Annotated in this window: 14 protein-coding genes; 10 read left to right on the top strand and 4 right to left on the bottom strand. The window is 61.0% G+C overall.

The features are described from left to right. Positions 1-62: 62 nt before the first annotated feature. The gene (locus J2857_RS20740) at positions 63-1,040 is read right to left on the bottom strand and encodes a LysR family transcriptional regulator (protein ID WP_245363631.1); all 978 of its coding nucleotides are present in this window, start codon (positions 1,038-1,040) and stop codon (positions 63-65) included. A 125-nt stretch (positions 1,041-1,165) separates the two neighbouring features. On the opposite strand from J2857_RS20740, the gene J2857_RS20735 reads away from it, so the two are divergent. From J2857_RS20735 to J2857_RS20690, 10 genes are all read left to right on the top strand, one after another. Beyond that, on the top strand, positions 1,166-2,086 hold the full coding sequence (locus J2857_RS20735) for an ABC transporter permease (RefSeq protein WP_210011993.1): 921 nt from the start codon (positions 1,166-1,168) through the stop codon (positions 2,084-2,086). Between the two features lie 10 nt (positions 2,087-2,096). Then, a complete protein-coding gene (locus tag J2857_RS20730) occupies positions 2,097-2,936 on the top strand; it encodes an ABC transporter permease (RefSeq protein WP_210011992.1) in 840 nt (279 codons plus the stop codon). Positions 2,937-2,978: 42 nt separating this feature from the next. After that, on the top strand, positions 2,979-4,556 hold the full coding sequence (locus J2857_RS20725; protein WP_210011991.1) for an ABC transporter substrate-binding protein: 1,578 nt from the start codon (positions 2,979-2,981) through the stop codon (positions 4,554-4,556). Then, on the top strand, positions 4,553-5,392 hold the full coding sequence (locus J2857_RS20720; RefSeq protein WP_210011990.1) for a creatininase family protein: 840 nt from the start codon (positions 4,553-4,555) through the stop codon (positions 5,390-5,392). Before J2857_RS20725 ends, J2857_RS20720 begins: the two co-directional genes overlap by 4 nt. Continuing rightward, positions 5,389-7,041, top strand: a complete 1,653-nt coding sequence (locus J2857_RS20715) for an ABC transporter ATP-binding protein (RefSeq protein WP_210011989.1) — start codon at positions 5,389-5,391, stop codon at positions 7,039-7,041. The genes J2857_RS20720 and J2857_RS20715 overlap by 4 nt, the downstream gene beginning before the upstream one ends. Next, the gene (locus tag J2857_RS20710) at positions 7,038-7,715 is read left to right on the top strand and encodes an RraA family protein (RefSeq protein WP_210011988.1); all 678 of its coding nucleotides are present in this window, start codon (positions 7,038-7,040) and stop codon (positions 7,713-7,715) included. The genes J2857_RS20715 and J2857_RS20710 overlap by 4 nt, the downstream gene beginning before the upstream one ends. Continuing rightward, a complete protein-coding gene (locus J2857_RS20705) occupies positions 7,712-9,262 on the top strand; it encodes a gamma-glutamyltransferase (protein ID WP_210011987.1) in 1,551 nt (516 codons plus the stop codon). The genes J2857_RS20710 and J2857_RS20705 overlap by 4 nt, the downstream gene beginning before the upstream one ends. Before the next feature lie 11 nt (positions 9,263-9,273). After that, on the top strand, positions 9,274-10,146 hold the full coding sequence (locus tag J2857_RS20700) for an N-formylglutamate amidohydrolase (protein WP_210011986.1): 873 nt from the start codon (positions 9,274-9,276) through the stop codon (positions 10,144-10,146). Positions 10,147-10,330: 184 nt separating this feature from the next. Further along, positions 10,331-12,730 carry a PAS-domain containing protein gene (locus tag J2857_RS20695; RefSeq protein WP_210011985.1) on the top strand — a complete coding sequence of 800 codons (2,400 nt, stop codon included), beginning with the start codon at positions 10,331-10,333 and terminating at the stop codon, positions 12,728-12,730. Positions 12,731-12,850: 120 nt separating this feature from the next. Further along, positions 12,851-14,137 (top strand): GGDEF domain-containing protein, encoded by a 1,287-nt coding sequence (locus J2857_RS20690; RefSeq protein WP_210011984.1) that lies wholly within the window; start codon positions 12,851-12,853, stop codon positions 14,135-14,137. A 60-nt stretch (positions 14,138-14,197) separates the two neighbouring features. Here the strand turns inward: J2857_RS20690 and J2857_RS20685 are convergent, their stop codons facing one another. From J2857_RS20685 to J2857_RS20675, 3 genes are read right to left on the bottom strand one after another with little or no spacing between them, the layout of a single operon-like run. Next, positions 14,198-14,944 (bottom strand): GAD-like domain-containing protein, encoded by a 747-nt coding sequence (locus J2857_RS20685; RefSeq protein WP_210011983.1) that lies wholly within the window; start codon positions 14,942-14,944, stop codon positions 14,198-14,200. A gap of 10 nt (positions 14,945-14,954) precedes the next feature. After that, entirely contained in the window at positions 14,955-16,433 is a 1,479-nt protein-coding gene (locus tag J2857_RS20680) for a PAAR-like domain-containing protein (RefSeq protein ID WP_210011982.1), read from the bottom strand. Between the two features lie 5 nt (positions 16,434-16,438). Next, complete coding sequence (locus tag J2857_RS20675) at positions 16,439-17,641, bottom strand: DUF2169 family type VI secretion system accessory protein (protein ID WP_210011981.1); 1,203 nt, start codon at positions 17,639-17,641, stop codon at positions 16,439-16,441. Positions 17,642-17,647 lie beyond the last annotated feature (6 nt).

The following is a 17,647-nucleotide window of genomic DNA, read 5'->3' as shown; positions in this document are numbered from 1 at the left end:
AACGCACCAGATTTCAGGCTCCCTGTCAATCAACGGCAGCGCCGCTTGCCTGACCCGGTTGGCTATTGCGGCCATCCGTCGATCGGTTCCGGCTGTGTCGCCAGGATGGACTGGAGCGGCCACTTGATAGCGGTTTTCACGTCCTTCATTGTTGAAATACGACGCGTCGTCTCCACGAAGTCGAGCACGATCTTCGATTTCTCCTCGGCATGCCATGCAACGAGCAACTCGACTTCGGCAGGGATGTCGTCAAGCCGCCGGTAGGCGAGATACGGGCTCGGATTGTGGGCGAGCCAGGAAGGCGCAATCGCAATCCCGACGCCGGCCGCCACCAACGTGCCGATCGCCAAAGTATGCGAGACCTCCTGCACGATGACCGGATAGACGCCGGCGCGGCGCAATGCACCCATGATCGCATGATAATAGCTCGCACCAACGGTCGGGGCGTAGGTGATGATGGGTTCGCCGGCAAAATCCTTGACCGTCAGGTTTTCCTTCTGCGCCAGCCGATGCCCCATGGGCAGCACCGCCACGAAACCTTCCTGCAAGATATGCTCCGTCTTCAGGAAACCCGCCGGGTTGGTCGGGCGGATGAAGGCGACCTGCACCTTGTTGCTCTGGAGCAGTTCGAGCTGCTGCGCCGTCCCGAGCACCTGCACATCGACGGTCATCGCCGGATAGCGTTTTCGAAAGTCCGAAATTACCGGCGGCAGGACATGCGATAGCGCCACATGCACGCCGCTGACGGAAATCGTTCCGCTATCGTCACCGGAAATGGAACGGGTATGCGTGACCGCCCTGTCGATGCCGCCTAGGATTTCCTGGGCGTGACGCAGAAAGATCTCGCCGGCCGGCGTCAGCTTCACGCGTCGGGTCGTCCGGCGGAAAAGCTTGGTGCCGAGGCGGTCTTCGAGCTGCCGGATCTGCTGGCTGAGCGGCGCTTGCGCCATGCCGAGCTTGTCGGCGGCGCGGCTGAAATGCAGTTCTTCCGCGACGCAGGCGAAATAGTGGAGGTGACGAAACTCGATGCCGTATTTCATATCGGAAACATATCAATGCCCCTACGATTTTGTAATAGATAATAATCTATTCCCGTGATTAGTTTTCAAAAAAACGACAATAAGAATTGGAACAGCTGGAGCTTCGGCTCCCGAAACGGAGCGTGATGACGCGTTTCTGGGTGTTAAAAATTCTGCGGACCGTGTTGACGCTTTGGTTCGTGGTAACTTTCGTATTCGTGGTGCTCAGAACGTCAGGCGATCCGGTCGTGGCGCTTGTCGGCGCCGATGCTACGCCGGAGGAAGTCGAGCAGTTCCGCCAGCTCTGGCGTCTCGATGATCCGCTCTGGATCCAGTACTTCCGCTACGTCGTCCAGATGGCGACCGGCCAGTTCGGCATTTCCTATCGCGACGGTCGCGAGGTCATCGACATTATCGCCGAACGGATTCCGTGGACGCTGATCCTCGGCCTCTTCTCCTATATTGGCGCCATCCTGATCGGCGTGCCGGCCGGCATCATCGCCGCCATCAAGCGCGGCTCGGCCTTCGACAACCTCATCATGGCGACTGCCGTTTTCGGCTTCGCGCTGCCGAACTTCTTCCTCGGCATCCTGATGATCCTGCTCTTTTCGTTAAGCCTGCAGTGGCTGCCGAGTTCCGGCACCGGGACCGTCTGGCATCTGATCATGCCCGCCATCACGCTTGCGACCTTCACGGCCGGCACGCTCGCCCGTTTCACCCGTTCCGCGATGCTGGAAGTGCTGGACAAGCTCTATATCCGGGCCGCAGCCGCAAAAGGCGTCGGGTACTGGAAGCGGATCATCTTCCACGCGCTGCCGAACGCCAGCATCCCGCTCGTCACCATCATAGGCCTTAATCTCGGTGAACTGATCGGCGGCGCCATCGTCGTGGAAACCGTGTTCGCATGGCCGGGCGTCGGTCGTCTGCTGGTGACGGCGGTCTCCTCGCGCGACCTTGCGGTCGTTCAGGGACTTGTGCTGATCATGGCGGTGACGATGGTTCTGGCAAACCTAGTCGTGGACCTGCTCTACGGCCTGCTCGACCCGCGCATCCGCGTGCAGAACTAAGGGCCGGCGGATGAAGCGCGTTTCCCCTATTCTCGTCTTTGCCATCGTCATCCTGGCGATCGCGGTCGTCGTTGCCATCATCGGCAATGTCTTCACCTCGCATGGCATGTCGCAACAGAACCTGCTCGCACGCCTGAAGCCGCCGGCCTTCATGACCGGCAGCAATCCGAGCTTCCCGCTCGGCACCGACCGCATCGGCCGCGACATGGTGGCAAGGGTGATCGCCGGCCTGCAGATGTCACTTTCGGTGGCAATCGCCGGCACGATCATCGGTGCCGTCTTCGGTTCTGCGATCGGCTTCATCGCGGCCCATTTCCGCGGCTGGGTCGAGGAGGTGCTGATGATGCTGGTCGACTTCCAGGCGTCCCTGCCCTTCATCCTCATCACCCTGACGCTGCTTGCCTTCTTCGGCAACAGCATGACGCTGTTCATCATCCTCATGGGCCTGTTCGGATGGGAGAAATACGCCCGCCTGTCGCGCGGCGTGGTTCTGTCGGCGATCAACCAGCCCTATGCCAAGGCGATCGTCGCACTCGGCGCCGGTAACGGCCGGCTCTACCTCAAGCATGTGTTGCCGAACGTCGCGAGCGCTCTGATCGTCCAGGTGACCCTGACGTTCCCGCAGATCATCCTCCTGGAAACCTCGCTCAGCTTCCTGGGCCTCGGCATCCAGGCCCCACAGACCAGCCTCGGCCAGATCCTCGGCGACGGCCGCGACTACCTTTCGACCGCCTGGTGGATCTCGGTCTGGCCCGGCCTGGTCATCTTTCTCGTCACTCTTTCGATGAGCATCGTCGGCGACTGGCTGCGTGACCGTCTCGACCCGATGCTGCGCGCCCGAACAACCTGAAAAATGCCGTTCGAACATAAATGAACAAGGGAAGGTGGAACGATGTTTACAAGACGTGAAGTGGGAAGTCTCATTCTGGGCGCGGGGGCGCTGTCTATGGTGGGCAGCCTCCCGAAGGCAAATGCCGCGGACCGGCCGTCGCTCAATATCGCGGTCGACAATCTCTGGGCCAATATGGCGACGATCAACGGCATCTCGACCACGTCGCGCCGTATCTTCCCGAATTTCTACGACAACCTCGTCGATCGCGACTACATCAAGGACGAGAACGGCCTGATCTTCGCACCGAAGCTCGCCACCAAATGGGAGCAGAATGGCACCGTCTGGAAGTTCACCCTGCGGGAAGGCGTCAAGTTCCACGACGGCACGGAGATGACGGCGGAGGACGCGGTCTTCACCCTGTCGCCCGAACGCCTCTGGGGCGCAAAGCCCTTCGAGCCGCGCGGCAAGACGTTTACAGCCGGCTTCAAGCGCGTCGAGGCGACCGGCAAATACACATTCGAGATCGAGACCGAGCGGCCGGACCCGAACATCCCGAGCAAGCTCACCGGCTATATCGGCTTCGTGGTGCCGAAGAAATATTACATGGAAGTCGGCGTCGACGCCTTCGGCCAGAAACCGATCGGCACCGGCCCCTACAAGGTGACGACCTTCCGTTCCGGCGAAATCATGGTTCTCGAAGCCTTCGACGATTATTGGGACGGCCCGCCGCCGGTCAAGCAGATCTCCTGGAAGATCGTTCCGGAATTCGCCGCCCGCATGGCCGGTCTCGTCTCCAAGGAATTCGACTTCATCGTCAACATTCCGACCGACCAGGAAGCGGCGCTCGAAAAATACCAGGGCGTGACGCTGAAGCGCGTCCTGGCCGACAACTACCCGGCCTTCGCCTTCAACACCCGCCCCGATCCGGAAGACAATCCGTTGGTCGATCCGAACCTGCGCTACGCCATGGTCCAGGCGATCGACATGAACGCGATCGTCCAAGCCCTGTTCAACGGCACCACCGAACATCCGGCAGTCCCGTTCAACTTTAAGGAATACGGCAAATTCTACGACCCGAATTTGCCGGTAAAGCTCCCCTACGACGTGGCGGCCGCCAAGGCGCTCGTCGCCAAGACCAAATACAAGGGCGAGAAGCTGATCTGGCACATCACCCGCCAGTATTATCCGAACTACGAGGCAGCAGCCGAAATCATGGTCGAGCAATGGCGCGAGATCGGTGTCAATGTCGAGGCCCAGATCCTCGACAATTTCGAGCTCGTCTACCGCCGGCCCTATCACATGATGAACATGTCGATGAGTTCGGACTTCATCCCGGGCGATCCCTACCAGCCGCTGTGGCTCGACTGGGGTCCGACCGCCTCGCGTTCGACCGCCACCTGGAAGACCTGGGATCCCTCTCCGAAATTCCTGGAACTCGGCAAGAAGTTCGACGAGGCGACCGATTTCGAGGAGCGCAAAAAGGCCTATCTGGCGCTATCCGAGGAATGGCAGCGCATCACGCCCGGCTACTACATGTGGAAGAGCGTCTATAACTGCGCCCACCGCGCCGGCATCCAGTTCAAGTTCAAGCCGAACGGCGAAATGCGCATCTACGGCGACTACTTCAAGTTCGTATGATGAATATCAAACGTAAGCATGCGCTGAAGGACATGACGTTCGCGGAGTTCCGCGAACGTCTTCCCGAAAAGCCCGTCATCCTCCTGCCCTTCGGCAGCCAGGAGGAACAGGGACCCCATGCCCCGATGGGCGATTTCATGCTGACCGAAGCGGTGGCGGCAAAGGTGGCGCAAGCCTCCGATGCCATCGTCGCGCCGATCATCCCCTTCGGTTATGCCGATTTCTTCAAGACCATTCCGGGCGGCATCCAGTTCCGGCCCTCGACCTTCTCCGCCGTGGTCGAGGACACCGTGACCGCCTTCCTCGATCACGGCATCGAGCATATCCTGATCCTGAACGGCCATACCAGCAATGCACCGCTGTTCGACCAGACGCTCCGCCGCATCCGCACCGAACGCGGCGTCTCGGTCGCCTTCATCAATCTCTGGCAGGCGATCCCCGACGCGCTCTGGAAGGAGTTGCACGGCCCGTCGGCCGCGGCAGCCCGCGGCCATGGCGGCGAGCCGCTGACCTCGATCTATCAGTATCTGTTTCCCGAACTGATGCGCATGGATCTTGCCCGCCCCTCGGTGCGGGAAAAGGCCCTCGGCCTGCCAACCGGCGGCGTCAACAATGTGCAGTTCGAGGGCATGCCCGTGCATGTTCCGCTCAATTGCCATGAGGTGAATGCCGACGGCATGCTCGGTGGCGATCCGTTGCTCGCCAGTGCCGACAAGGGCGAGAAGATGGTCGAACACCTCGTCGGCTTCTGCGCCCGCTTCGTGGAGCACCTGCGCCGCTGCGACATGCGCTCGGTGACGGCCTTTTCACCACAAGAGGAAAAGGCGGCATCATGAGCAACGAGCGGCTTTCCATCGAACATCTGAACGTACCGCTGCCGCCGGGCGCCGACCGCACCTTCGCGGTGGAGGACCTGTCGCTGTCGGTCAGCAAGGGCGAAATCCTCTGCATCGTCGGCGAATCCGGCTCCGGCAAGTCGCTGACGGCACTCGCCACCATGGGCCTCCTGCCCCGCAATCTCGGGCGGCCGACGGGCAAGGTGATGTTCGAGGGCAAGGACCTGCTCACCCTCGACGAGGCGACCCGCCGGGACATTACCGGCCGGCGCATCGCGATGATCTTCCAGGAACCGACGGCCGCGCTCAACCCGATCTTCCGGGTCGGCGAACAGGTGTCGGAGACGTTCCGCATCCACACGTCGCTCAGCCAGGCCGAGATCCGCAAGAAGGTCATCGACCTGTTCCGCGAGGTGCAGCTCCCCAATCCCGAGCAGATCTACCATTCTTATCCGCACCAGCTTTCAGGCGGCCAGTGCCAGCGCGTGATGATAGCGACTGCCCTTGCCCTCGATCCCTCGGTGCTGATCGCCGACGAACCGACCACCGCGCTCGATGTCACCACCCAGGCGCAGATCCTCAAGCTGATGCTGGAGCTGCGCGCCCGGCACGATACCGGCATCATCTTCATCACCCATGACTTCGGCGTGGTGGCCGAGATCGCCGACCGAGTCGCCGTCATGCAGACGGGGAGGCTGGTGGAAATCGGCACGCGCGACGAAATCCTCAACCATCCGAAAGCGGACTATACCCGTCGCCTGCTCGCCGCCGTACCGACGCTGACGCCACGCAAGGAGCGCGAAGGCCTCGGCAGTCCCGTGCTGATCGCCAGGAACATCGTCAAGACCTTCGCCCGCTCCGGCCTCTTCGGCGGTGGCCGCACGGTGAAGGCGGTAGACGATGTCGATATCACCATCCGCCGCGGCGAGACGCTGGGCCTGGTCGGCGAATCCGGGTCCGGCAAGTCGACGCTGGCGCAATGCGTCATCCGCCTCGTGCAGCCGGAAAGCGGCGATATCCTGATCTCCGGCGGCGATTTCGCCGGCCTCAACGGCAAGGCGCTGCGCGAGGCGCGCCGCAAGGTGCAGATCGTCTTCCAGGATCCGTATACCGCGCTCGACCCGCGCCAGAAGGTCGGCGATTCCATCGCCGAAGGTCCGTTTATTCACGGCCTTGACCGCAAGGCAGCGATGGCCCGCGCCCTCGACCTGCTCGAAGCCTGTGGCCTCGACCGCGCCTCGGCCACCCGCTTCCCGCACGAGTTCTCCGGCGGCCAGCGTCAACGCATCTGCATCGCCCGGGCGCTCGCCGTCGAGCCTGAACTGCTGATCGCCGACGAGAGCGTCTCGGCCCTCGACGTCTCGGTGCAGGCGCAGGTGCTGAAACTCTTGGCCGACATGCAGGAGAGGCTTGGGTTCGGCATCCTGTTCATCACCCACGATCTCAGGGTCGCCAGCCAGATCTGCGACAATATCGCGGTGATGCGCAACGGCCGCATCGTCGAACGGGGCGATCCTGCCTCACTGTTCGGTGCTCCGAAGGAAACCTACACGAAGGAACTGCTCGCCGCCGTGCCCGGCAAGGGCTGGCAGCACCACGCCGATAAAAACGAGGCCGGGACGGAAAGATCCCGGGAGGAAACCCCATGAAGAAATATCATATCGGCAGCGTGCCGAAACAGGTCGACCCGGAACTCATCGCCAGGTTCGAAAGCGTCGAGGTGGCGACCATCGGCCATTTCCGGCATCGCGGTTTCGTGCACCATTCGATCACCCCGGTGGTCGAGCCGGGCAGGACGCTGGTCGGCACCGCGGTGACGGTGGCGATCCCGGCAACCGACTCCACTCTCCTCCACCACGCGATCGGCTTCATCCGCCCCGGCGATTTCCTGTTCGTCGACCGACTCGGTGACGACCGGCATGCCTGCATCGGCGGCGGTGTCGCCTTCGCAATCAAGACCGCCGGCGCTATCGGCGTCGTGCTCGACGGTCCGTGCACCGATGTCGAGGAAATCCTCGAACTCGATTTGCCGTTCTGGTCACGTGGCGTCTCCGGTATCACCACGCGGCTCAACGATCTCGGCGGCGCGCTTAACCTGCCGATCTCCTGCGGTAACGTTCCGGTCCTGCCGGGCGATATCGTGGTTGCCGATGCGAGCGGCATCGTGGTGATCCCTATCGATGAGGCCGAAGAGGTCGTCGAGGAGGCAATCGCGCGTCAGGCACGGGCGGGCCGCAACAAGCACAAGATCGCAGCCGGCGAAAAGCTCGGCGATCTCTCCGGTGCCAGCCGTATGGTTGCCGCTGCGCTGGAGCCGAAATGATGGAAAATCCGCAATACAATCATCTGCGCGTCGAGCGCGGCGTCTACCGTAAGATTGCCGGCGTCAGCGAACGCGGCGTCGTCACCTCCCAGCACTACGCGGCGGCCGAGGCTGGGGCGGCGGTCCTGTCAGCGGGCGGCAATGCCGTCGACGCTGCGGTGACCGCCGCCTTCACCTTGCAGACCGTCGAACCCTGGATGACCAGCCTCGCCGCCTGCGGCTACATGCTCATCGCCCAACCGGACGGAAAGGTCGAGGTCGTCGAATTCACCGGCCGCGTGCCTTCCTATTTTGACGAGGAATTCTACAGGCCCGATCCCAGCATCAAGACCTTCATCGGCCACCCGGCTTCGATCGACAATCGCAATGTCCGCGGCTTCACGGCGGCCGTGGTGCCCGGCTGCGTGCGCGGCTTCGCGGAAGCGCTGAAACGCTACGGCACGATCGGCTTCGACCGGGCGCTTCGGCCTGCGATCGACCGCGCCCGCAAAGGCATGTATGTCGACTGGCATACGACGCTGGCGATCGCGATCGCTGAGGGCGAGCTAGGGATGGATCCCGGCGCCCGTTCGATCTTCCTGCCGAGCGACCATGCGCCGGAGCCCGGCGCCACCCTGCCGCTCGAACAGCTTGCGAAGACGCTGGAGCAGCTCGCCAACGAGGGTCCGGATTCGCTCTATGGCGGCGCGATCGGCGAGAAGCTGGTCGCCGATCTCAATGCCGGCAGCAGCTCAATCACCCTGGAGGACCTGGCCAATTACGCCCCCCTCCTTTACCCATCCCGGACCATGTCGCTGCAGGGGAAGACCGTGCATGTGGCTGGAGAAACCAGCGCCGGCCAGCGGCTCTTCGACGCGCTCGATCACTTCGACAGGAAGCGCGGCAAAGGCCCGGTCGACGCTGGTTTCTTTACCGCCATGGCGGAAGCCCTCTGGGAGAGCTTCGGCGCGCACCGCAAACGTCTCAACCCGGCCGAGACAACCAACAAGACCAGCACGACGCAGGTGAACGCCGTGGATTCCGAAGGCCGGATGGTCGCGATCACCTTTACGCTGCTCAACCGTTTTGGCGCCCGCGCATTGTCGCCCTCGACAGGCATCCTCCTGAACAACGGCATGTCCTGGTTTGATCCGACACCCGGCCGCGCCAATTCGCTGACGCCCAACGCCTATGCGCCAAGCAATATGTGCCCGGTGGCGATCACCGACGAGAACGGCGCTTTCGCAGCCTATGGCGCCGCCGGCGGCAACCAGATCGTGCCCTCGCTTGCCCAGCTCACCGGGATGATCCTGCATGCCGGCCTCGACATCGAGGAGGCAATGAACATGCCGCGCATGACGACCGGCCCGCACAGCGACATCATTGTTAACGTCGACATGCCGGGCGACCAGATCGAGGCGCTCGAAAAGATCGCCAAGGTGAAACCTGCCGCGGCCGTCGTCTTCCCTCGCCCCTTCGCCGCCCCCGGCATGGTCGGTCGGCGTGGCAATGCCTTTATCGGCATGCCCGACATCACCTATCCAGCCGCTTACGCGGCCACAGCCTGAACGAGACCAAGATGACAGACCTGACTTTCGCCCCGGTCGAGATCGAGGGCGTCCTCAAGATCATTCCGCCGGCCGCACCCGTCGTCCCCCTGGTGTTCGACTCGCCGCATAGCGGCCTGACGCTCCCGGATTTCGAACGCACGGTTTCCGACGAACTGGTGCTCGTGGCCGCCGATACCTATGTGGACGACCTCTTCGACTTTGCGCCTTCCGTCGGTGCACCGCTGCTGATCGCCCACTTTCCGCGCAGTTTCCTCGATCTCAATCGCTCGCTGAAAGATGTCGATCTGCAAATGGTCGAGGGCGAATGGCCCCATCCCACGCGCGACAGCGCCTCGGCGCGCCGCGGCATGGGGCTCACCTGGCGTTATGCTTGGGGCGACACGCCGATGTACGGCCGCAAGTTGACGGTGAAGGAGCTGGAGGACCGGATCGGCACCTATTGGCGCCCCTATCACCGCGAACTGGTGCGACTGCTCGACGAGACCTATGCCGCCTTCGGCAAGGTCTATCACATCAACTGCCATTCGATGCCGGCGATCGGCCATGTGCTGTCGCCCGATCCGGCCGGGACGGTGCGCAAGGACGTGGTGGTCGGAGATTACGAAGGCCAATCGAGCGAACCGGATTTCGTGAAACTGGTGGTCGAGACCCTGGAGGGTTTTGGCTATTCGGTATCGCTCAACGTGCCCTTCAAGGGCGCCGAGCTTGTCTCGGCCTACAGCGCGCCTGGAAAAAACCGCCACAGCATCCAGATCGAGCTCAACCGAAAACTCTACATGGACGAGGATACCCGTGAGAAAATCACGGGCTATGACGAGTTGAAAGTCAATCTCGCCAAGCTCGGCACGGTCATGCGCGACTACGTCATGCACAGTCGCTGAGACGCGCCGGGCGCCACCGGTTCCCCCGGCAAGCGGCCATAAGCTCTCTTTAACGCTCAATACGTATTGTAGGTGTGCAACAGGCCAGTGGCGGAATGGTAGGCGATCCTCATTGACGATAGCGGTTCCCGTTCAATTATCCTCATCTTCGCTGCCCGCGGCTCCAGACAGCCGGGCAGCCTCGATGGTGATCGCCCAAGGCATTGCTCATCGACGGACCGCAATTCTCGTCATCGGCGCGGATGCCGCTAATCTGGACCTCAGCCGATTGCCGGCGGAAAACATCGAGCTTTCGTTTGCTTCAGCCTTCGACCGCCTGGAGAACCTGCAAGCGATCGTGGAGGCGTCACAACCCCACCTTATCCTGCTCGACATAAAACTCGCGGACCTATGCGGTGTCCAAATCTGCCGCCAGTTGAAACACGGTTCGGTGACGTCTGAAATACCGGTGGTCCTGGTTACACCTGAGGGCGATATCGATGGACGGATTGCTGGTTTTGAGGCCGGTGCGGTTGACTGTGTCTCAAGCACGATCGACGGCAGGGAGCTTGGTGCGCGCGTGAACGCGCAACTTGCCTCAAGCAGCAGTCGCAAGCAGATTCTTGACCAGGACCAACAGCTTCGGACCGCACTCGCCAGCATGAGCCAAGGGGTTTGTCTCTTCCATGCAGACGGTACGTTGGCTTTGTCCAACAGTCGCTATGCCGAGGTTTACGGGGTGGACCCGGCCTTGATCCACCCCGGGCAGTCGCTCGAAGAGATTATAAAGTTGAGGGACGACATCGGAGCCTTTCCCACGATGTCCAGGGAGGAGTACCTCGAATGGGCGCAAGACACGAACTCCGGCGCTTCGTCGCAAGTCTGGATAAAAGAGCTTAGATCGGGAAAAGTCATCCGAGGCTGTCATCAGCGTACGGCCGACGGAGGATGGGTCTCGACGCATGAGGACGTTACCGAGGCGCGGCTAGCCGAACGATCTCTTGCTCAAGCGCACGCTCAGGCCGAGCATGCGGAGCAGGAGGCAAGAGCAGCGCATGCGCGCCTTCTGGCCGCCTTCGAGGTCGTCCCGGAAGGCTTGGTACTGTTCGACGAAGATGATCGATTCGTGATGTGGAATCGCCGCTATGAGCAGCTTTACGCTGACAGCGGCGCTCCCCTGGTCAAGGGCATGAGTTTCGAGGACAGGCTTCGCAGCGGGCTTCAGCTTGGCCAATATCCCGACGCGATCGGCCGTGAGGAGGAATGGCTGGCCGATCGATTGGTCCGTCACGCGGAGCCGAAAAGTGCCCATGAGCAGCGCCTGCCGGGGAATCGCTGGGTCCGGATAGAGGAACGACGCGTTTCGGGCGGCGGAAGCGTGGGGATTCGCGTTGATATCACGGATCTCAAGATGCGCGAAGCTTCCTTCCGGCTCCTGTTCGAAGGAAACCCTCTGCCAATGTGGGTTCAGGACCGGGAGAGCCTTCAGTTTCTCGACGTCAACCAGGCGGCTCTTGATCACTACGGCTATGATCGTGACCTTTTTCTTTCCATGACTCTCCTGGACATCCTTCCTCCAGAGGATCGGGAAGGAATGAAAATGGCGGTCACCGGTGCGGAGCATGCGAGCGAAGCCAATCGTTCTCAGAACCACCGGACGGCGCGCGGAGCCGAAATCGAGGTCTTTATCTATTCGAGCCAACTTGCCTTCGATACTCGTCCGGCGTCACTGATTGCCGCAGTCGACGTCACAGAGCGGAAGCGTGCGGAAAGGGCACTGCTTCAGCATCGCGATGATCTCGAGGAAACGGTGCGCAGCAGAACCGCAGAAATTGTCCGTCAGGCTGCGGAACTCGAACGGATGCTCGATCAAGAGCGGCAGGTCAACGAGCTGCAGCGGCAATTCGTCTCGATGGCTTCTCACGAATTCCGGACGCCGCTTTCGATCATCGACGGTGCGGCGCAACGGCTCGTTCGCCGCAAGAACGCGGTGACATCGGAATTTATCGGTGAGAAGACGGAGCAGATCCGCAGCGCAGTTTCGCGAATGCTGGAGCTGATGGAAAGCATCCTCGCCGTCGGACGCCTGGATCACGGCCACATCGACATCGTCCGGAAGCCATGCGCATTGGGGGACATCATCAGGACCTGCAGTGGGCGGCAGGAAAGTATACGCAAATCGCACCGGTTCCTGCTCGATCTGGAGCGGCTTCCCTCGATTATTTACGGCGACGGAGCGGCGCTGGAGCAGGTATTTACCAATCTCTTCTCAAACGCTGTAAAATATGCGCCGGACTCTCCAAACGTCTATGTGACGGGTTGGCAGCAAAACGACTTTATCCAGATTACCGTTCGCGACGAAGGCATCGGCATCGACGCGGACGACTTGCCGAAGATGTTCGGGCGCTATTTCCGGGCGAGAAGTTCGTCCGGCATCGCCGGGACGGGTATCGGCCTGAACCTGGTGAAGCAGGTGGTGGAGTTGCATGGCGGCGAAATTCATGTGGACAGCGTCAGGGGTGAAGGAACCGTCTTTACAATCAAGCTGCCGATAGCGAGGTCTGACCAAATGGAAGCGGACGCGGCCCGCACGTTAAGCGACTAGATGGCCCTGCCGACCGAAACCGTAAAAGTAACAACTCGCAGCCTGAGGTCTTTGCGAGCCGGTTCTGGTCGGCGCAACAGCCCGTCTTGTCGCCGGTCATCTGGGCCCTAAATCCGGCACATGGACGCTGAGCGAACCACAGGTTCTACCAAATCGGCAAGACCGTCTTCGCGGAAACCTCTCCAGAGGCCGAGTCCGGCCATTGTGGAACAAGTCGAGCGCCTGTTGGGTGGGCGCACGCGGAATATCCGGCTCAACGGCGAGTTGGCCCGGCTTTTTCGCGAACGCTCCTGGCCGCAGACTGCCAAGATCATCCGCGCGTGGATGATCTGGGTCAGCGTGCTCGACGTCCTGACCTTGGGCCTCTACGCGATCCTGCTTCCGACCGGAACCGTGATGTCGATGCTCTGGCCGGCATTAATCCTTCCCCCCGCAGCGCTCGTCGCGGCGATGGTCTTTCTGCGGCCGCGCGCCTTATGGCTGCAGGGAGTTTTCCTCCTCTCGGCTGTCTTTTTCATCCTCCTGTCCGTGGCCCTGGTGGGCGTCAACGCCGGTGGCGAGCTTTATGAGCGCCATCTGACCATCATGCTTTTCGTGGCCGTCACCGCCATCATTATATTTCCCATCCTGCTTGGCTGGGCGATCGCGATCGGAGCTTCGGCCCTGGCTATCTACCTCGTGTTTCAACTGCACAATCCAGGGATCGAGGTGGGAAGTGCTCTGGCCGGAACGCTATTTTTTGCAAGCGGCGTGGCAGCAACCGTCGTTGCCCGACGTACAGCAACGATCCTGGCGCACAAGAGCTTCCTGCTGGAATTGCGAGACCGAAGCCGCCTCGCCGAACTCGCCGACGCCAATTCCCAGCTGGAACTGCTCGCACGAACCGACCCGCTGACCGGCGTCGCCAACCGGCGCTCGATGATGGAAACGCTCTATCGTTTCTGGAACGAGGACCTGACACGGACCAGAGGCGCGGCGATGCTGATGTGCGATGTCGACGACTTCAAGCGCCTCAACGACAGTCTCGGGCATGCCGAAGGCGACCGCTGTCTGGTGAAGGTTGCCGGCATCATTCAGAGCAGTATGAGGGACGAGCGGGATCAGGTCGCCCGTTACGGAGGCGAAGAATTTCTCGTCTTCCTCCCAGGCGCTGATGAACAGGAAGCCATGATTGTCGCCGAAAGAGTTCGCACCCGAGTAGAAGCTGCGTCGCTTCCGAACCCCACCTCCCGCGTCGTTCCTTATGTCACGGTCAGCATTGGAGTAGCGGCGCTGAAGCAAGACCGCGAACTCGTCTCGGCGGAGCACCTGCAGCGCCAAGCGGATGCCGCGCTCTACCTTGCCAAGAAGGCCGGCCGGAACTGTCTGATAATCCATGCTCCCGAGACCGGCCAAACCTCCGATTAGACGTCTTCTGCCAGGGCGATTGGCCGACGGCTACAGATGTGGAAAAGGCAGCAACTCCGATTAACGACCAGCGACGATCGTCTGGGACAAGATTTGCTGCTGTCCTGCGACTTCGACTGCGAACGAATAGTGGATCTCGCCGGGCACGCGCGAGACAGCCTCGGAAACCTTCATTTTTTGATAGTGATCAGCCAAATTTTCGACTGCATTCCTGTCTCGAACATAAATTTCATCCTGCGAAAGCTCTCCCAGGTTTCGGCGAAGTTGCGGCGTGAGGGCTTTACCATTGTCGTCGTAGATCGCCCTATACGTATCCGCGCTGGTTGCCGCCAACAATATGTTCCAGATATCCTCCGGCGCAGACCTGGCCTCCAGGAACAGTTCGACCGCGTTTTGAGGCATGTCCATGCCGGCAGCACGATATATCTCCTCTAGGTCATGGGGCGGAGGATCGGTTCGGCTTCGGCTCGTCAAATCCATCAGTAGCCCAACATCAAGCGAAAAAGTGAAATGTCGTCCTGCCCTATGCCAGAGATTGACCGTACCGAGGCTCGAATATCCGAAGGCGACAAGGTCATCAGCCTTCAGTTCTGGCACATTGGCCAACAGCCTGCGGAAGAAACCCTCGAAAAGAACTGGCGTGCAAAGCCAATAGTTCCTGTTGGCATAGTACCCCACGCCATATTGCATCCAGAACTCTATCAGATCCTCCGGAACGCGCCCGGCGCCGCTTTCCGCTTCATCCTGAGAGATCTTCCTTGCGTCATGGGGCTTGCCTCGGGCCTCAAGAAACTCTGCTGCGGTCATCCGTATCTCCTTAAATCGCGATCAGGGCCGTTTGCATTCGGGGGCAGCCGTTTTGGCATTGATTTGTAGCATAAGTGTTGAGGATTGCAGCTTTGCCACCTCCCCATTGTGACCCTATGGACCGGTTCTCGCTGCGACCACCGAGCCCGGAGAACACCGTTGGCTGCCCGCCAGCAACCATGTCGAGAGTATGGATGGCATCCTGGCGAGCAGCCGACTGCTGGGCCCGAGCCATTGCTTGTGCAGGCGATAGGCTAGGATTAAGTGCCCGGATCTGGGTTGCTCGCGCGGTCAGCAAACGCTGGCGCTCGATAGGCCTTGCAGCTTCGCCGATCGACTTGTTAGCAGGATACCGCGCAATATCGGCGGCGGCCGTGCATGGGTCTTTACCATTCAAGACGCCCTGCTGTAGGGCCAGTTGCCTTTGCATTTCCGTTCTCGTGCCGCGCGCAGGCGTTGTGAAATAGATCGGCAGCACATGGCACCGCGGATTACTGACGCGGCCATTTCCGGTCTCAGGAAGCGGGGCAGCCTGGGGACGCGGCCCCGTCAAGGTCTGGGTTTGAGTTTGAGTTTGAGTTTGCCTGCGCTGATATATCTGAGAAAGCGTCTCTTGTTTTATGGATTGACCGCCGTCCCAGATCGGAAGCCGGCCTATCCGTTGGGACGCGTCCTGAACAAGCTGTCGCTCATAATCGTCCTGTGGAATGAAGTCGGAAAAATTGGTCTTGTTGGTGGGGTATAATACACCCAGAGCAAAAGCGCCTATTCCGAGCAAGACGGTTCCAAGACCGACACCGGTTGCAGTCGCGGCACCTCCTCCGACAGCGGTCGCGCCGCCTCCCGCGACTGCGCCGCCGGCCGCCGTCCCCCCTCCAGTAAGCGCCGGAAGCCCCCCCAGAGGGGCCACGTAGCCCAGAACCGCGCCGGGCGGCGTTGCATCCGAAGCAGTGTTTGGATCATCGTTTGCAGCAAGTTGTGCGTAGCGCAATGAGCCCCAAACGGGATCATCGTCCTTGGGCGCAACGAAGGTTCTAGTGTTCCGAACGAAAAGCGCCTCACCCAGGGTATTTCGGCTATTCATCCAGAAGCGATCCAGATGACGGATTACATGGGAGCCCTCCGCCCTAATTTGGGACGCATGGCCTATCGGCTCGCAAATGCTTTCAACCGTCCCCGATTTTACACCTTTTCGCACTCCCGGCTTATCACCGTGCACATGAGTGGTGCATGAGCGCATAACCATGGCCTTTTTCCCGGCGAAGCGCACCGATGGCGTGAAATTGCGGTCATGGCCGCAATAATCTACGATAGGGTAAGGGATTGGTACCACGGACGATCCCACGGGGGTCAGGCAAACGTCCGGCGCAAGCGATACGATCCGCGCTTCGTCGATATCGCGAAGCGCTTCCAACGGGCGGCTGGTCGTCCAGGGACTGGGATATTCCGGATCGCCGATACGAATGTCGCGGACAGACGGAAGGCTCATGTCGCTTATGGTCTCCGTGTACTTAAAATTCCCAAGTCGCCGCGGTCCGATCCATAGTTCGAACGAGCCACCCTCGCGTGACGAACAGTATCTTCCGTCCCTGACTGCGCCGCAGCTACCGGTTCGGGCGGAGGGGCCGGCAGGCGAATGCGCGTCAGCGTGAGCTTCGCGTCGGACGCCTCCGGCAAAGGGAACCGAATACGCCAAGTAAAAATGACCCGGTCATCGAAACGCCAGTCGAAATGCAGCCCGTCAAGATTCAGAACCCGCCAATCACCAGTTCCCTCGCGCAGGCAATGAACGCCAAGCACCAAGCCGGGCAGGCGCCCTTCAGCAACGGTGTGACTGGGATGGAGGTGTCGGATCTCGTAGGCTTCGTCTCCGATCAAATATGGCCTCGCGATAAGATCCGGATGGGCGCATTGCCAAAAACGCGGGTCGAAATCCCGCGGAAGCAGTGGGTGCCGCTCATCCAACCACGCATCGTCATACGTCCCGGCGTATTGCTGGCGGCATCGCCACCAGGGCGATACAAGGCCCAGCCCCTGCGGCTCGATCCGTTCCCGCCAGTCGAGCTTCTGTCCTGGCAGGGTGATTTGCGGTGCGGCGACAGGCACATCAGCCGCTGGCATATCGAGATTCACGATGCCGCAACCGAGCGGATTGCTGGCTTCCACATCTGCCGACGTTTCAGACCCAGGATCGCCCGTACCCGAAATTTCACCACCATAAGCTTTGGTCCAGCAAACCGGCACTAGAGACGCCGGCTCGGCCTCCGTCAGCTGCCAATCCGTGAGTACACGCTTTGCTTTCCTTGCGGAAAATCCGGCCCACTTCTCTTTGATCACGGGGCGCCAAAAGCGTGCACCGTGGACTTCGAGCCGTTTGGCTACCCGGCCGACCTGTAAACTTATCGGCCACGAAGGCATCGGGACGCCGCCCGGCGCATAAGCATTGCCGAGAAACGTGATGTCGGTCCCACCCTTCTCCGGTGTGAGGTCCGTCTGGCGCAAGAGAGGATGAGCGTGAGGGTCTCCACCATAGGCATCCTCCCACTGAAAGTCTTCCTGTTCAGGCGCAACTGCCAGCGGTTCGCCCTGGCGATGCACGAAAGTACCGCGAACTGCCACCACGCAATCGAGATTGCCGACGGTGTCAAATTGGCGGAAGGCCAGCGCAGGAAAAGGCAGCCGATTGACAAGTTCCAAGGCCGC

The sequence above is a fragment of the Neorhizobium galegae genome (genome assembly GCF_017877055.1).
In the GTDB taxonomy this organism is placed as follows: Bacteria; Pseudomonadota; Alphaproteobacteria; order Rhizobiales; family Rhizobiaceae; genus Neorhizobium; species Neorhizobium galegae_D.
This window is presented reverse-complemented; position numbering and strand designations above follow the sequence as displayed.

Bases quoted from the DNA above. Each gene is read 5' to 3' on its own strand.
- J2857_RS20740 (WP_245363631.1), bottom strand. From the start codon at position 1,040: ATGAAATACGGCATCGAGTTTCGTCACCTCCACTATTTCGCCTGCGTC.
- J2857_RS20735 (WP_210011993.1), top strand. From the start codon at position 1,166: ATGACGCGTTTCTGGGTGTTAAAAATTCTGCGGACCGTGTTGACGCTT.
- J2857_RS20730 (WP_210011992.1), top strand. From the start codon at position 2,097: ATGAAGCGCGTTTCCCCTATTCTCGTCTTTGCCATCGTCATCCTGGCG.
- J2857_RS20725 (WP_210011991.1), top strand. From the start codon at position 2,979: ATGTTTACAAGACGTGAAGTGGGAAGTCTCATTCTGGGCGCGGGGGCG.
- J2857_RS20720 (WP_210011990.1), top strand. From the start codon at position 4,553: ATGATGAATATCAAACGTAAGCATGCGCTGAAGGACATGACGTTCGCG.
- J2857_RS20715 (WP_210011989.1), top strand. From the start codon at position 5,389: ATGAGCAACGAGCGGCTTTCCATCGAACATCTGAACGTACCGCTGCCG.
- J2857_RS20710 (WP_210011988.1), top strand. From the start codon at position 7,038: ATGAAGAAATATCATATCGGCAGCGTGCCGAAACAGGTCGACCCGGAA.
- J2857_RS20705 (WP_210011987.1), top strand. From the start codon at position 7,712: ATGATGGAAAATCCGCAATACAATCATCTGCGCGTCGAGCGCGGCGTC.
- J2857_RS20700 (WP_210011986.1), top strand. From the start codon at position 9,274: ATGACAGACCTGACTTTCGCCCCGGTCGAGATCGAGGGCGTCCTCAAG.
- J2857_RS20695 (WP_210011985.1), top strand. From the start codon at position 10,331: ATGGTGATCGCCCAAGGCATTGCTCATCGACGGACCGCAATTCTCGTC.
- J2857_RS20690 (WP_210011984.1), top strand. From the start codon at position 12,851: ATGGACGCTGAGCGAACCACAGGTTCTACCAAATCGGCAAGACCGTCT.
- J2857_RS20685 (WP_210011983.1), bottom strand. From the start codon at position 14,944: ATGACCGCAGCAGAGTTTCTTGAGGCCCGAGGCAAGCCCCATGACGCA.
- J2857_RS20680 (WP_210011982.1), bottom strand. From the start codon at position 16,433: ATGAGCCTTCCGTCTGTCCGCGACATTCGTATCGGCGATCCGGAATAT.